The organism is Pseudomonas sp. 102515 (genome assembly GCF_031085165.1).
Taxonomy (GTDB): Bacteria; Pseudomonadota; Gammaproteobacteria; order Pseudomonadales; family Pseudomonadaceae; genus Chryseomonas.
This window is the reverse complement of record NZ_JAVHTY010000003.1, coordinates 866,717-881,698: the sequence shown is the minus strand read 5'-3', so window position 1 is coordinate 881,698 and position 14,982 is coordinate 866,717. Positions and strand designations below refer to the sequence as shown.

The following is a 14,982-nucleotide window of genomic DNA, read 5'->3' as shown; positions in this document are numbered from 1 at the left end:
TGCGGGCAGCCTTAGTGGGCAGCTTGCATACGGTGCTTAAGGTCACGCATGCGATCATGGGTCGCACGGGCCTTGTCTAGCTGGCTGCGCAGGTTGGCCTGGGCATCCGGCGTGGCGTGTTCATTGACGGCACGCTCCAGGGCGTGCAGCAGGCGGTCTTCCTGCTCTTCCAGCTCGCTGACGTAGGTGACTTCTTCCTTTTCCTTGCTGGCGAAGGACGTTTTGACGTCGGTGTAGTACTTGCGGAAGCTACCGGCGAAGGTACCTTGCTCAGCGGGCTTTTCACCCGCGGCGGATACCTGGCCGCTCAGGGCGCTGATGATCTCGGCCTTGCTCTGGGCGATCTCGGTGAACAGGGCCTTCAATTCGGGGTTCTTCACTTCGGTGAGGGCGTGCTCGTAGAAATTCTTGCCGTCACGGGCGATCTCGATCAGATCGTTGAGGGTTTCGGTCGTGCTGGTCATGGCGGTTCTCCGGGGCGAAGGGACAAGGGGTGATGGCAGCGAGGGTTGCTGCCATCGTACCAGGTGGTGCCGGACGTTCTTACTGAGCGGCTTTCAGCGCGTCAGCCGATACGGCCTTGACGCCCTTGATGGCCTTGGCTTCCTTGATCGCCAGGTCGCGCTGGGCTTCGGTAGCCACGGTGCCGGACAGGGAGACGACGCCCTTGTTGGTCTCGACCTTGATCGAGGTACCCTTGATGTGTTCGTCTGCCAGGAAAGACGCCTTCACCTTGCTGGTGATCCAGGTATCGGACGCGGCTTCTTCGGTCTTGTCCATGGTGTTGTTGGCGGCCAGGGTCATGTTCTGGCTGTTGGCAGCGAAGGCACCGCCGGCCAGCGGCAGGCTCAGTACGGAAGCGGTGACGGCAGCGAGGGCGAAAGTACCGAAAGTCTTTTTCATGAGATGACTCCTGTTTTCCTTGGTTGTACTGCGCTCAGGTCCTGGCAGCAGCGACCTAGATGTAGAGCGCAACGGCCGCGCCGAATTCCGAAGATGATTGAAGACGTTAAAAATCAATGACTTATATAAATACGACGTAGATAACGGGTGGGCAAAATGCAATTGCGAGGTGAATAGGTCTGGTAATTTGCACGAGGTCAGACGACTCTTGAGCCAGAGCCTGGACGAGCTGTCTTCCAGGGCTTCAAAGCCAATGAAGCCGGACGAGAAAAGAAGATTTCCAGGTGACCCGACCAGAACTGCCGTACCTTTATCCGGTCAAAAATCAGTTGAACCCGACACCTGCGATCGGGCCTTGAGGATCCGGCATGCGGCCTCTTTCTCCTGCGCGCATTGCCCTGGTTTATCTGCTGTTGAGCGCCCTCTGGGTGCTCGGCAGCGACGGGCTGCTGTATCTGCTGCTCAGCGATCAGGACAGTGTCTATCCGTGGCACACCCTGAAGGGCCTGGCCTTCATGAGCCTGCTGTCGCTGGTGCTCTATGGATTGCTGCGGCGCCAGGCCAACTATCGCGAAGGCATCATCGAAGAGCTGCAGAACCAGCGCGCCACCCAAGATTTCGTCCAGCGCCTGACCAATACCGGCGACTGGCAGCTGACGCCCGATGGCCGTCTGCTCTGCTCCGAACGCACCCTGGTAATGCTGCACCAGCCAAAGGGCAGCGACCCGCTGGATTTCGCCACCATCGCGGCCTGCGCCCGCGTCGATGACCGCGATCATGTGCACAGCATGCTCGAACGCCTGCAGCACATGCAGGGCCCGCTGAATTTTTCCGCGCATTTCGCCGACGGCCAGGGCGGCTGGCGCTGGCTCAACTGGCAAAGCGACTTCGACGAAGCCGGCATCACCCGCGGCGCCCTGGTCGACATCACCAGCCACAAGCTGGCCGAGCAGGCGCTGCAGGACAGTCAGAGACGCTATCGCGAACTGGTCCAGCACCTGCCGCTGGTGGTCTTCGCCAGCGATCATCGCGGCCGCTGGCAATTTCTCAATCCGGCTTGGGAAGCCCTGACCGGCCAACCCGCCGCCCAGCAACTCAACCACCCCTTGGACCAGGCCTTCCATCCCCAGGATGGGGCTCGCCTGCGCCAGCTGGTGGCCGATTTCGCCGCCGGTCAGCGCCTGCACTGGAATGGCGTGGTACGGCTGCACCTGTCGGTGGAAAGCCATCGCTGGATGCAGATGGAGCTGCGCGCCGGTCTCGATGGCGAGATCCAGGGTACTCTCACCGACATCCATCACGACTACCAGGCGCAGCAGCTGCAACAGGCCCGCAGCGACGTCCTCGACGATCTGCTCACCGGCCTGCCGCTGGCGGAGATCCAGCAGGGCATCGCCCTGCGGCTGGAACGGATCTATCCGGAGATGCGCGTCGCCCTGCTGCTGGACGATCAGGGCGAGCATCTGCGGGTCGCCGCTGCGCCCAGTCTGCCACCCGCCTTCCAGGCGGCGTTGGAAAGCGTGCCGCGCAGCCGCCACGACCAGGGCTGCTGCAGTGCCGTCACCACCAATGCCCCCGTGTTCACCATTGATATCGAACTGGATCCGGCCTGGCAGACGCTGCTACCGGCCGCCCAAGCGGCAGGCATTCGCGGTGCCTGGGCCCTGCCCCTGCAGGACGAGCAGCAGCGCGCCGTGGGCGCCCTGGGCATCTACTATGGAGAGGCGCGGCTGCCCGAAACGGAAACCCAGGCGCTGATCACCGAATTCACCCGCCTGGCGGTGCTGGCCATCCGGCAACAGCACGTGGTCCAGGCCCAACGCGCGAGCGAGGCGCGTTACCGGGGCATCTTCGAGCAGGCCTACACCGGCATCATGCTCAGCGACCTGGAGGGTCGCTGGCTGAGCGCCAACCACCACTTCTGTCAGATGCTGGGCTATTCGCAACCGGAATTGCTGCAGAAGGACACCGCCTCGGTGACCCATCCGGACGAGCGCGCCCTGGGCGCCACCCTGCGGAAGCAACTGGTCGACACCGGCCAGGACCGCTACACCCTGGAAAAACGCTATCTGCATCGCAGTGGCCAGCCGGTCTGGGCCAACGTCACCACGCGCCTGATCCGCGACGACCAGGGGGTTCCCCAGTATTTCATCAGTACCGCCCAGGACATCACCCTGCGCAAGCAGCAGGAAGAAAGCCTGCGCCAGGCCGCGGCGATGTTCCAGAACAGCCGCGACGGCCTGCTGCTGCTCGACGAGCGCCGCTGGATCCTGGCGGTGAATCCGGCCCTTGCCCGGCTGCTCGGCACCCAGGAAGGTATCCTGCTCGGCCAGCGGCTGGGACTGCCCGGCGGGGGACGCCAGGACCAGCGCTTCTATCGCGAACTCTGGCGCACGGTGCGCCGCGAGGGCCGCTGGGAAGGCGAACTGCTCTGGCCGCGACTCGATGGCAGCACCTTTCCGGCCTGGACCACCATCGACACCCTCTACCCCCGGGAAACCCGTCAGTACACGGTCACCGTCAGCGATACCACCCACCTGCGGGAGAGCGAGGCACGCCTGAGTCACCTGGCGAATCACGACCCCCTGACCGACCTGCCCAATCGCCTGCTGGCGCGCACCCATCTGGAACACGCCCTGGCCCTTGCCGAGCCCCAGGAATACCTGGTCGCCGTGCTGATCCTCGATTTCGATCATTTCCGCACGGTCAACGAAAGCCACGGCCATGCCCTGGGTGACGAACTGCTGGTGGAGTTCGCCGCTCGCCTGCGCGCCCTGCTCAGCGAAGACATCACCCTGGCCCGCATCGGGGGCGACGAGTACCTGGTCATCCTCGAGCGGATAGACCGGCCTGAATTCGCCGCCCAGATCGCCCAGGCCATGCTCGGCAAGCTGGAGCAGCCCTTCCAGCTCGGCGAGCACGACATCTATCTCAACGCCAGCATCGGCATCAGCCTCTTTCCTGACGATGGCGTCACCGCCGATGACCTCATTCGCAATGCCGACACCGCCATGCACCAGGCCAAGGACCAGGGTCGCGATACCTTCCGCTTCTATACCCAGGCCCTCACCGAGCAGTCGCGGCGGCGGCTGAATCTGGAATCGCGGCTGCGCACGGCGCTCAAGCGCGGTGATTTCGTCCTCTACTACCAGCCGTTGATGAGCGTCAGCACGGCCCAGACCATTGGCGTGGAAGCTCTGGTGCGCTGGCGGGATCCGGAGCTGGGGCTCATCCCGCCCACCGAATTCATTCCGCTGGCCGAGGAAACCGGACTCATCGTGCCCCTGGGCGACTGGATCATCGAAAGCGCCTGCCAGCAGATGCACAGCTGGCTCGCCCAGGGACTGGAACTGGAAACCCTGGCGATCAACATCTCGCCCCGGCAATTCGCCAAGCGCGACCTGGCCAGCACCATTTCCCGCGCCCTGGCGCGCAGTCGCCTGCCGGCGGAGAATCTGGAACTGGAGATCACCGAAGGCACCCTGATGAACAATGTCGAGGAGGCGCTGCTGTCCCTGGCCACCCTCAAGACCCTGGGGGTGCGCATCGCGGTGGACGACTTCGGCACCGGCTATTCCTCGCTGGCCTACCTGCGCCGCTTTCCCCTGGACAAGCTCAAGATCGACCAGAGCTTCATGCACGAACTGCGCAGCGACAGCGGTACCCACAGCAGCCAGGCCATCGCCGCGGCCATCGTCGCCTTGGGCCAGGGGCTGGACCTGGACGTCCTGGCCGAGGGGGTGGAGACCACCGAGCAGTGGGACATCCTGCGCAAGCTGGGCTGCCAGCAATGCCAGGGCTTCCTGTTCAGTCCGCCGCTGCCGCCGCAAGAGTTCGAGGCCTGGTATGCCGAACGGCAGAAGGCGCGCGCCTAGCGACCGACCGACGAATGTCACTGTTCTGCAATCAAAACCGCTCTAGACTCGGGTTTCCACTTTTCGTCTGTCCCCGAGGGTTTCAGCATGAAGATCGTGGTTCGTCCCCTGCGCAAGTCCACCACCAGTGCCTGGCAGGTCTGCATCGACAAGCAGGCCATCACCTTTCTCAGCGAAGCCGACGCCCGCAGCTACGTGGCCACTCTGGAGGCACGCATCGCCGCACCCCATCCGTTGCCGCTGCCCGAGGCGACCACGGGAATGGCCGCGCCACGCTAGGCCGTCAGCACCCTGACCGTCCGTCCTCTGGATCACCCTGGCACCGCCCGCTCAGCGGCGGCCCAGGGCGGTCAACGGCTGTTCCTTCGTAGGTAATTGGCTAGCCAGCTATCGAAAATGTAACTTTTGCGGCGTCCGCCCCATCCTACCCCTAGGCCCTGCGTTCGCAGGGGCTCGCTGTCTGATGGATCTGGAACGCCCATGCTCGAACTCGCTGCTGCCTTCATCTGCTTCACCTCGCTGCTCACCTACCTCAATTACCGCTTCGTCGGCCTGCCCCCCACCATCGGCGTCATGGTCATCGCGCTGATCTTCTCGGTCGGCCTGCAGAGTCTTTCCTGGCTCGGCTTTCCCGGCCTGGAACACCGCATCGGCGAATTGCTCGGGCAGATCGACTTCAACGACCTGCTGATGAACTGGATGCTCGGTTTCCTGCTGTTCGCCGGCGCCCTGCACGTCAATCTCAAGGACCTGCGCGACTACAAATGGGCCATCGGCGGCCTGGCGACCCTCGGGGTGATCATCTCGACGGTGCTGATCGGCTATCTCAGCCATTGGATCTTCGGCTGGCTGGGCTGGCACGTCGACATTCTCTACTGCCTGATCTTCGGTGCCCTGATCTCTCCGACCGATCCCATCGCCGTACTCGGCATCCTGCGCTCGGCCGGAGCGCCCAAGTCGCTGGAAACCACCATCGTCGGCGAGGCGCTGTTCAACGACGGCGTGGCCGTAGTGGTCTATTCGGTGCTGCTGGGAGTGATCCAGCTGGGCGAGACGCCCACGGTCAACGCGGCGCTCTGGCTGTTCCTCGAGGAAGCCGGTGGCGGCATCCTGTTCGGCCTGCTGATCGGCTTCGTCTGCTACTGGCTGATGCTGAGCATCGAGCAGCACCAGATCGAGGTGATGCTGTCGCTGGCCCTGGTGATCGGCGGCTCGACCCTGGCCAGCCACCTGCACGTCTCGGGTCCCATCGCCATGGTGGTGGCCGGTCTGATCATCGGCAACCTGGGGCGAGCCAAGGCGATGAACGACTTCACCCGGCGTTATCTGGACGGTTTCTGGGAGTTGATCGACGAGATCCTCAACGCCCTGCTGTTCGCCCTGATCGGCATGGAGCTGCTGGTTCTGCCGTTCAGCTGGACGCACCTGAGCGCCGCGCTGCTGGTGACCCTGGCGATCCTCTTCGCCCGCTGGATCAGCGTGGCACCGGTGGTGCTGCTCAGCCCGCACTGGCGCAACATGACCCGTGGTACGGCGCGCATCCTCACCTGGGGCGCCCTGCGCGGCGGTGTCTCCGTGGCCCTGGCGCTGAGTCTGCCGGCCGGTCCGGAACGGGATCTGATCCTGGCCCTAACCTACATCGTGGTGCTGGTCTCCATCCTTGGCCAGGGCCTGACCATCGGCCGGGTGGTCAAGAGCGTCACCGGTGGTACCCCGGTCGCGCGCGACGAGCACCACTGAGTCCCAGAAAAGCAAGAACCCCGCCGTGGCGGGGTTCTCTGGGCAAAGCCGAACGATCAGCGCGGCAGATTGCGGCCGGAGAAGATCTCGCGCATCTCGTGCTTGAGACGCTGGGTGATCTGCTGGCGCTGTTCGGACGAGAGGCTGCGGGAGGCGTCGCCGAACAGGTAGTTGTCCAGTTCGAACTCCTTGAGCAGCATCTTGGTGTGGAACAGGTTGTCCTGGTACACGTTCACGTCGGTCATCTGGTAGGCCGCGCGGGTGTCCTCGGACAGGTAGTTCTGGATCGAATTGATCTCGTGGTCGATGAAGTGCTTGCGCCCTTCGATGTCGCGGGTGAAGCCGCGCACCCGGTAGTCCACGGTGACGATATCCGAGTCGAACTGGTGGATCAGGTAGTTCAGGGCCTTGAGCGGGGAGATCACGCCACAGGTGGAGACGTCGATGTCGACGCGGAAGGTGGCGATGCCGTCGTCCGGATGGATCTCCGGATAGGTGTGCACCGTGATGTGGCTCTTGTCCAGGTGGCCGAGAATGGTCTCGCGCAGCGGACCGGGCGACTCCTCGATCTGGCTCTCGGTCGGCTCGACCGGCTGCTCGGAGATCAGGATGGTCACGCTGGCGCCCTGGGGATCGTAATCCTGGCGGGCGATATTGAGGATGTTGGCCCCGATGATATCGACCACGTCGGTCAGGATCTGGGTCAGACGCTCGGCGTCGTATTCCTCGTCGATGTACTGGACATAGGCCTGTTGATCTTCCGACGTCTCGGCGTAGCAGATGTCGTAGATGTTGAAGCTCAAGGTCTTGGTCAGGTTGTTGAAACCATGAAGCCTGAGTTTGCTTTTCACGGTGGTAAAGCTCCCGTCGTGCGGTCTCTGACCGCGGTCCTGAGTGCCCGTCAGCTGCGGATTGCGCAAGCTGCGTAGGGCGGCGAACACCTCTTCGCGATGGCGATTGGCTGTACTTGTCGGGGCATGCCCCTTAAGAGCGGCGCATTATGCAGATCGGCAGCGGCTGGGGCCAGAGTCTGCCCGGCCCAGGTGATGAATTGATGTCGGCGGGAAGGGATGAAGCAGAGGGCGACGCCCGAAAGGGCGTCGCCTGCAGGCGGCGTCAGGCGAGTTCGACGAGTTCGTAGCTGTGCGTGATCTCGACGCCGGCCCGACCGAGCATGATGGACGCCGAGCAGTATTTTTCCGCCGACAGCTCGATGGCGCGCTTGACCTGAGCTTCCTTGAGACCGCGGCCCTTGACCACGAACTTCAGGTGGATACGGGTGAACACCTTGGGCTCGGTGTCGGCGCGGTCGGCCTCGAGGAAGGCCTCGCAGCTTTCCACCGGTTGCCGCGCCTTGCGCAGGATGCTGACCACGTCGTAGCTGGCGCAACCGCCCAGGCCGATCAGCACGGTTTCCATCGGCCGCACGCCGAGGTTGCGACCACCGCTTTCCGGCGGGCCGTCCATGACCACCACGTGGCCGCTGCCGGATTCACCGAGGAACATGGCCTCGCCTGTCCACTGGATGCGCGCTTTCATCGCTTTCGTCCTACTTATATATACAAATGGTGATCAGCTTAACATGCTGGATGACGTAAACTGGTGCGCAGTGAAGGGTTATTCAGCTCGCATTTAAGCTGCGCATGTTCTTATCCGGTCTTTGAATTGGAACCGGCGCAGCCTGTGCATGCACCGGTTCGGACATCGGTGCCCCCGACTCAGGTTAGCTTTCAACCTCAGGAATCAGCATGGCCGCTATCATCCCACCCGCGAAGTTACAGCACATCGACAAGCTGCTAGCGCACTGCTCGCGTCGCCGCTACACGGCAAAAACCACCATCATCTACGCTGGCGACAACAGCGAAAGCCTGTTCTTCATCCTCAAGGGTTCGGTGACCATCCTCATCGAAGACGATGAAGGCCGCGAAATGATCATCGCCTATCTCAATGCCGGGGACTTCTTCGGCGAGATGGGGCTGTTCTCCAAGGAAGGCAACGAGCCCGAGCGCAGCGCCTGGGTCCGTGCCCGTACCGAGTGCGAAGTCGCCGAGATCAGCTACGGCCAGTTCCGCGAACTGAGCCAGCAGGACCCGGACATGCTGTTTTCCCTCGGTCGCCAGATGGCCGAGCGCCTGCGCCAGACCACCCGCAAGGTCGGCGACCTGGCCTTCCTCGACGTCACCGGTCGTGTGGCCCGCACCCTGCTCGACCTGTGCAAGCAGCCCGATGCCATGACCCACCCGGACGGCATGCAGATCAAGATCACCCGCCAGGAGATCGGCCGCATCGTCGGTTGCTCCCGCGAGATGGTCGGCCGCGTCCTGAAGTCCCTCGAAGAACAGGGCCTGGTCCACGTCAAGGGCAAGACCATGGTGGTGTTCGGCACCCGCTGAGCCCGCCCAGCGGCCCCTGCCGGCAGGCGGGGGCCGCTCCCCCCGCCCGTCAGGGCTTCAGCTCTCGACCCTCGGCTGGACCTTCGCTACCCGCACCGTGGCGCTCTCGTCGACGGTCTTCTCGCCATTCCCCTTGGCCTTGGGCTCGCCCACGACGAAGTGGAATTCTTCGCCGTGCTTGACCGCGCCATAGAGCACCGCCTTCTCGATCAGCTCGGTACCGCGCAGATGCCGCAGCATCAGCGGATCGCAACGCAGATCGCGATAGAGCGCCAGGCACAGCAGCGCCATCACCACCACGAAGGGCAGCGCGACCACAATAGTCAGATTCTGCAGGCCGTTGAGCGCCGCACCCGGGTTGCTCGGGTCACCGATGGCCAGCATGATCGCCGCCACCGCGCCGGTGAGGGCACCCCAGAAGATCACTGTGCGCCGCGAAGGCTCGGTGGTGCCGCGCTCGGACAGGGTGCCCATCACCAGAGACGCGGCGTCGGCGCCGGACACGAAGAAGATCGCCACCAGCACCATCACCAGCACCGAGGTCACCGAGACCCAGGGATAGCTGGTCAACAGGTCATAGAGGGCGAAGTTGCTGTTCACCGCGCCGTCGACCAGGGTGAAGGCGCCCAGGCGCATGGCGTCGATGGCCGCGCCACCGAAGATCACGAACCAGACCACGCTGACCAGACTCGGCACCAGCAGCACCCCGGTGACGAACTGACGGATGGTACGGCCGCGACTGATGCGGGCGATGAACATGCCGACGAAGGGCGTCCAGGAAATCCACCAGGCCCAGTAGAACACCGTCCAGCTGGACAGCCAGTTGCCCATGGCCTCGCCCCCGCTGGCGCTGGTGCGCGCCATCATTTCCGGCAGGAGGTCGATGTAGTCGCCAATGGCGGTGGGCAGCAGATTGAGCATCAGCAGGGTCGGACCGGCGACGAAGACGAACAGGGCCAGGGCCACCGCCAGCACCATGTTGGTGTTGGACAGCCACTGGATGCCCTTCTCGACACCGGACACCGCGGAGATGACGAAAGCCACCGTCAGCACCGTGATGATGCCGATGTAGAGCATTTTTCCGGGTTGCTCGATCCAGCCGTTGTGTTCGAGTCCGCCGGCGATCTGCAGGGCGCCCAGACCGAGGGAGGCCGCCGAGCCGAACAGGGTGGCGAAGATCGCCATCATGTCGATGACGCGGCCGAGGGGCCCGTTGGCGTGCTCGCCGATCAGGGGGCGAAAGGCCACCGAGATCAGTTGGCTGCGACCGCGCCGATAGGTGCCATAGGCGATGGCCAGCCCGACCACGGCATAGATCGCCCAGGGATGCAGGGTCCAGTGGAACAGCGTGGTGGCCATGGCCACCTGCAGGGCAGCGCTGCTCTGCCCCGCGGCGCCACCGGGCGGCGGATTGAGATAGTGCGACAGCGGCTCGGCGACGCCAAAGAACATCAGGCCGATGCCCATGCCGGCACTGAACATCATCGCCACCCAGGAAAGGGTGCGGAATTCCGGTTGCTCGTCGTCGCGCCCCAGGGGGATCCGCCCATAGCGACTGGCGGCCAGCCAGATGACGAAGACCACGAAGCCGGTGGAGGTGAGCACGAACAGCCAGCCGAAGTGGGTGATCACCCAACCCTGGGCGGTCGAGGCGCTGCTGGCCAGGCTGGCCTGGCTGACGAAGCCCCAGATCACGAAGGCCAGCGCGGCGATGCTGGTGACGCCGAAGACTACCCAGTCGGTGGTGCCGGCGAGTCGCCGATCCCGTCGCGACTCCTCGGTCCGGGAGGGATCGGTGACGCTGATATCAAGTGTTTCGCTTTTTTCTTCCGTTGCCATGGTGCTTGCTTGCCCTGGTTATGGATGGCCTGGTGCGGCGGAGCGCTGACTCGTCCTGCGACAGCCGGCCATCTCCGCGCCTCGCCACGGTTCAGCGAGTCGGAGGCCATTAACCGGGTTTATTCCCATGGAAACAAAGCCCTGCGTCGGCAGCGGGCACACGGAGGTCGTTCCCGCCGCCCGGGGTGGGCGCGAGTCGACCTGGATCACCCTGCGGAAAGAAAAAAGCCCCGAGGTCATCCCGGGGCCTTGTGCGAACGACCGACGCCTTAGGCGTCTCTGAGCGGGAACCGGCGATCCGGGAAGAACAGCCGCTGCAGCTCCTGACCCGGTTCGTCGGCGCGCATGAAGGCTTCGCCGACCAGGAAGGCGCGCACCTCGTTGGTTTCCATCAGCTCCACGTCGGCGCGATTGAGAATGCCGCTCTCGGTGATCACCAGGCGATCCTGGGGGATGCGCGGCAAGAGATCGAGGGTGGCTTCCAGGCTGACCTCGAAGGTATGCAGGTTGCGGTTGTTGACCCCCACCAGCGGGGTGTCCAGCACCTTGAGCGCCCGCTCCAGCTCGGCGCCGTCATGCACCTCGACCAATACGTCCAGGCCGACGTCCTTGGCCGTGGCGGCCAGTTCGCCCATCAGGCCGTCGTCCAGCGCGGCGACGATCAGCAGGATGCAGTCGGCGCCGATGGCCCGGGCTTCCACCACCTGGAAAGGATCGATGAGGAAGTCCTTGCGAATCACCGGCAGCTGGCAGGCGGCGCGCGCCTGCTGCAGATAGGCGTTGCCGCCCTGGAAGAAGTCCACGTCGGTGAGCACGCTCAGGCAGGTGGCCCCGCCCAGGGCGTAGCTGTGGGCGATCTCCGCCGGCACGAAGTGCTCGCGGATCACCCCCTTGCTCGGCGAAGCCTTCTTCACCTCGGCGATGATCGCCGCCTCCTTGCGCGCCACCTGGGCCTGCAGGGCGCGGGCGAAGCCGCGCGGGGCGTCGGCGGCACGGGCCTGGGCCTCGAGTTCGGCCAGGCTGGTCCGGGCCTTGAGCTCGGCGATCTCCTCGGCCTTGCGGGCCAGGATCTTCTGCAACACGGTTGGCACACTCACGGGCGACCCTCCTCGCGATAGACGGATGTGAAATGGGCGAGCTCGTCCAGCTTTTCCCGGGCCAGGCCGCTGTAGAGCGCGTCGTGGGCCAAGAGTACCCCCTCGTGCAGGCTGTGGGCGAGATCCGCGGCATAGAGCGCCGCGCCGGCGTTGAGCACGATCATGTCGGCGGCCTTTTGCCCGGCTTCGGTCTTGCGCCGGCCGAGGGCGTCGCGGATCAGCGCCAGGGAGGCCTCGGGGCCGTCCACGGTGAGGCCGACGAGGGTCTGGCTCTTGATGCCCAGATCCTCCGGCAGCACCTGGTATTCGCTGATGCTGCCGTCCTTGAGCTCGGCGACCTGGGTCGCCGCGGCCAGGCTGAATTCGTCCAGGCCGTCGCGGGAGTGCACCACCAGCACGTGGTGGCTGCCCAGCCGCTGCAGCACCTCGGCCAGCGGTCGGCAGAGCGCGGCGCTGAACACCCCGACCACCTGGTGCCGGACACCGGCCGGGTTGGTCAGGGGACCGAGCATGTTGAACAGGGTGCGCAGCCCCAGGGAGCGGCGCGGCCCGGCGGCGTGACGCATGGCGCTGTGGTGCGACTGGGCGAACATGAAGCCGACGCCCACCTGCTCGACGCACCGCGCGATCTGCGCGGGCGTCAGCTCCAGGTAGATGCCGGCGGCCTCCAGCAGATCGGCGCTGCCGCTCTTGCCGGACACCGCGCGATTGCCGTGCTTGGCGACCTTGCCGCCCGCCGCCGCGACCACGAACACCGAGGCCGAGGAAACGTTGAAGATATTGGCGCCATCGCCGCCGGTGCCCACCACGTCGACCACGTGATCGAGGGTCGGCAGCACCACCGGGGTGGCCAGTTCGCGCATCACGCTGACCGCGCCGCAGATCTCGTCGATGGTCTCGCTCTTGATGCGCATGCCCATGAGGAAGGCACCGATCTGCGCCTCGTCGGCGCCACCGGTCATGATCTGGCGCATCACCGCCTGCATCTCGGCCACGTTGAGGTCGAGTTGTCCGCTGATGCGATTCAGGGCCTGCTTGATGTCCATCTAGCGCCGCCCTCCCTGCTGCTGGAGAAAGTTGGCCAAGAGGTCATGGCCATGCTCGGTGAGGATGGACTCGGGGTGGAACTGCACCCCCTCGATCATGAACTCGCGGTGCCGCAGGCCCATGATCTCGTCCATGCTGCCGTCCGGATGCTGGGTCCAGGCGGTGATCTCCAGGCACTCGGGTAGGGTCTCGCGCTTAACCACCAGCGAGTGATAGCGGGTCACGGTGACGGGATTGGGCAGGCCGGCGAAGACGCCTTCGCCGTTGTGGTAGACCGGGCTGGTCTTGCCGTGCATCGGCTCGCGGGCCCGGACCACCTCGCCGCCGAAAGCCTGGCCCAGGCTCTGGTGACCCAGGCAGACGCCCAGCACCGGCAGCTTGCCGGCGAAGCGCTCCAGGGTGGCCAGGGAGATGCCCGCCTCGTTGGGCGTGCAGGGACCGGGGGAGACGACGATGCGCTCCGGCGCCAGCTCCTCGAGCGCCTCGACCGGGACCTCGTCGTTACGGACAACCTTGACCTCGGCGCCCAGCTCGCCCAGGTACTGCACCAGGTTATAGGTGAAGGAATCGTAGTTATCGAGCATCAGCAACATGGTGGATTCCTCAGACGGACTGTTCGGCAAGGGTGACGGCGCGGAACATGGCACGACGCTTGTTGAGGGTCTCTTCCCACTCCAGCGCCGGCACCGAGTCGGCGACGATGCCTGCCCCGGCCTGCACGTGCAGCTCGCCGTCCTTGATCACCGCGGTGCGGATGGCGATGGCGGTGTCCATGTTGCCGTTCCAGGCCAGGTAGCCCACGGCGCCGCCGTAGATGCCCCGCTTGACCGGCTCCAGTTCGTCGATGATCTCCATGGCGCGGATCTTCGGCGCCCCGGACAGGGTTCCGGCCGGCAGGATGGCGCGCAGGGCGTCCATGGCGCTCAGCTCGGGCTTGAGGCGGCCGGTCACGTTGCTGACGATGTGCATCACGTTGGAATAACGCTCGATGACCATCTTCTCGGTCAGGGTCACGCTGCCGGTGCTGGAGACCCGACCCACGTCGTTGCGTCCCAGGTCGATCAGCATCAGGTGCTCGGCCAGCTCCTTGGCATCGGCCAGCAGGTCGCGCTCCAGCGCCAGATCGGCTTCTTCGGTGGCGCCGCGCGGACGGGTCCCGGCGATGGGGCGCACGGTGATCTCGCCGTCCTCCACCCGCACCAGGACCTCCGGCGAACTGCCCACCACATGGAAGGCGCCGAAGTTGAAGAAATACATGTAGGGCGTGGGGTTGAAGCAGCGCAGCGCCCGATAGAGGTCGATGGGCGCCGCCTGGAAGGCGATGGACATGCGCTGCGAGGGCACTACCTGCATGCAGTCGCCGGCCAGGATGTAGTCCTTGATGCGCTGCACCGCGCCTTCGAAATCCTCGCGACTGAAGCTGGACCGGAAGCTCGGCTCCGGGCCGGCCGGGGCGGAAAGATCCAGGCCGCGGCGCGGCACGATGGGCTGGCGCAGGCGGTCGAGGATGTCGGCCAAGCGCGCCTGGGCGGCGTCGAAGGCGTCGGCCTCGTCCGGATCGGCCAGTACGATCGCATGGATCTTGCCGGCCAGGTTGTCGAACACCACCACGGCGTCGGACACCATCAGCAGGATGTCGGGCGTACCCAGCGGATCGGGATTGGGGCAGGCCGCCAGGCGCCGCTCCACGTAGCGCACGCTGTCGTAGCCGAAGTAGCCCACCAGGCCGCCGTTGAAGCGTGGCAGGCCATCCAGCGTCGGCACGCGATAGCGCGCCTTGAAGGCTTCGACGAAGGCCAGGGGATCGTCGCACTGCTCGATCACCTCGACCTCGCGACCGGCATCGCTGACCACCACGCGATGACCATGGACGCGCAGTACACGGCTGCAGGGCAGGCCGATGATGGAATAACGCCCCCATTTCTCGCCGCCCTGCACCGATTCCAGGAGATAGGAATTGGGGCCGTCGGCCAGCTTCAGGTAGATGGACAGGGGCGTGTCGAAGTCGGCCAGGGTTTCGAAGGCCAGGGGAATGCGGTTATAGCCTTGAGCGGCCAGGCGCAGGAAGTCGTCGCGGGTCATGATCAG

13 protein-coding genes are annotated in these 14,982 nt (G+C 64.9%); 4 read left to right on the top strand and 9 right to left on the bottom strand.

Annotated elements, in window-relative coordinates:
• Window positions 1-11: 11 nt before the first annotated feature.
• Both RCF34_RS15480 and RCF34_RS15475 read right to left on the bottom strand, forming a co-directional pair.
• Entirely contained in the window at window positions 12-464 is a 453-nt protein-coding gene (locus tag RCF34_RS15480) for a PA2169 family four-helix-bundle protein (protein ID WP_308708941.1), read from the bottom strand.
• Window positions 465-543: 79 nt separating this feature from the next.
• Window positions 544-903 (bottom strand): BON domain-containing protein, encoded by a 360-nt coding sequence (locus tag RCF34_RS15475; protein WP_308708940.1) that lies wholly within the window; start codon window positions 901-903, stop codon window positions 544-546.
• 368 nt (window positions 904-1,271) lie between these two features.
• Between RCF34_RS15475 and RCF34_RS15470 the strand changes: the two genes are divergently transcribed.
• From RCF34_RS15470 to RCF34_RS15460, 3 genes are all read left to right on the top strand, one after another.
• The gene (locus RCF34_RS15470; RefSeq protein WP_308708939.1) at window positions 1,272-4,778 is read left to right on the top strand and encodes an EAL domain-containing protein; all 3,507 of its coding nucleotides are present in this window, start codon (window positions 1,272-1,274) and stop codon (window positions 4,776-4,778) included.
• A gap of 87 nt (window positions 4,779-4,865) precedes the next feature.
• A complete protein-coding gene (locus RCF34_RS15465; protein WP_308708938.1) occupies window positions 4,866-5,057 on the top strand; it encodes a hypothetical protein in 192 nt (63 codons plus the stop codon).
• A gap of 201 nt (window positions 5,058-5,258) precedes the next feature.
• A complete protein-coding gene (locus tag RCF34_RS15460) occupies window positions 5,259-6,518 on the top strand; it encodes a sodium:proton antiporter (RefSeq protein WP_308708937.1) in 1,260 nt (419 codons plus the stop codon).
• A 56-nt stretch (window positions 6,519-6,574) separates the two neighbouring features.
• Here RCF34_RS15460 and speD read toward each other — a convergent pair whose 3' ends face one another.
• Together speD and RCF34_RS15450 are read right to left on the bottom strand one after the other, a co-directional pair.
• Complete coding sequence (gene speD, locus RCF34_RS15455) at window positions 6,575-7,369, bottom strand: adenosylmethionine decarboxylase (protein WP_007159721.1); 795 nt, start codon at window positions 7,367-7,369, stop codon at window positions 6,575-6,577.
• 265 nt (window positions 7,370-7,634) lie between these two features.
• The gene (locus RCF34_RS15450; protein WP_308708936.1) at window positions 7,635-8,057 is read right to left on the bottom strand and encodes an OsmC family protein; all 423 of its coding nucleotides are present in this window, start codon (window positions 8,055-8,057) and stop codon (window positions 7,635-7,637) included.
• A 209-nt stretch (window positions 8,058-8,266) separates the two neighbouring features.
• On the opposite strand from RCF34_RS15450, the gene crp reads away from it, so the two are divergent.
• The gene (gene crp / locus RCF34_RS15445) at window positions 8,267-8,911 is read left to right on the top strand and encodes a cAMP-activated global transcriptional regulator CRP (RefSeq protein WP_308708935.1); all 645 of its coding nucleotides are present in this window, start codon (window positions 8,267-8,269) and stop codon (window positions 8,909-8,911) included.
• Window positions 8,912-8,968: 57 nt separating this feature from the next.
• On the opposite strand, the gene RCF34_RS15440 is transcribed toward crp, so the two are convergent.
• The 5 genes from RCF34_RS15440 to trpE form a co-directional block, all read right to left on the bottom strand.
• Complete coding sequence (locus RCF34_RS15440; protein WP_308708934.1) at window positions 8,969-10,750, bottom strand: BCCT family transporter; 1,782 nt, start codon at window positions 10,748-10,750, stop codon at window positions 8,969-8,971.
• A gap of 269 nt (window positions 10,751-11,019) precedes the next feature.
• On the bottom strand, window positions 11,020-11,847 hold the full coding sequence (trpC, locus tag RCF34_RS15435; RefSeq protein ID WP_308708933.1) for an indole-3-glycerol phosphate synthase TrpC: 828 nt from the start codon (window positions 11,845-11,847) through the stop codon (window positions 11,020-11,022).
• Complete coding sequence (trpD, locus tag RCF34_RS15430) at window positions 11,844-12,893, bottom strand: anthranilate phosphoribosyltransferase (RefSeq protein WP_145154087.1); 1,050 nt, start codon at window positions 12,891-12,893, stop codon at window positions 11,844-11,846. Before trpD ends, trpC begins: the two co-directional genes overlap by 4 nt.
• Entirely contained in the window at window positions 12,894-13,487 is a 594-nt protein-coding gene (locus RCF34_RS15425) for an aminodeoxychorismate/anthranilate synthase component II (RefSeq protein WP_308708932.1), read from the bottom strand.
• Window positions 13,488-13,497: 10 nt separating this feature from the next.
• The gene (gene trpE / locus RCF34_RS15420) at window positions 13,498-14,976 is read right to left on the bottom strand and encodes an anthranilate synthase component I (protein WP_308708931.1); all 1,479 of its coding nucleotides are present in this window, start codon (window positions 14,974-14,976) and stop codon (window positions 13,498-13,500) included.
• Window positions 14,977-14,982 lie beyond the last annotated feature (6 nt).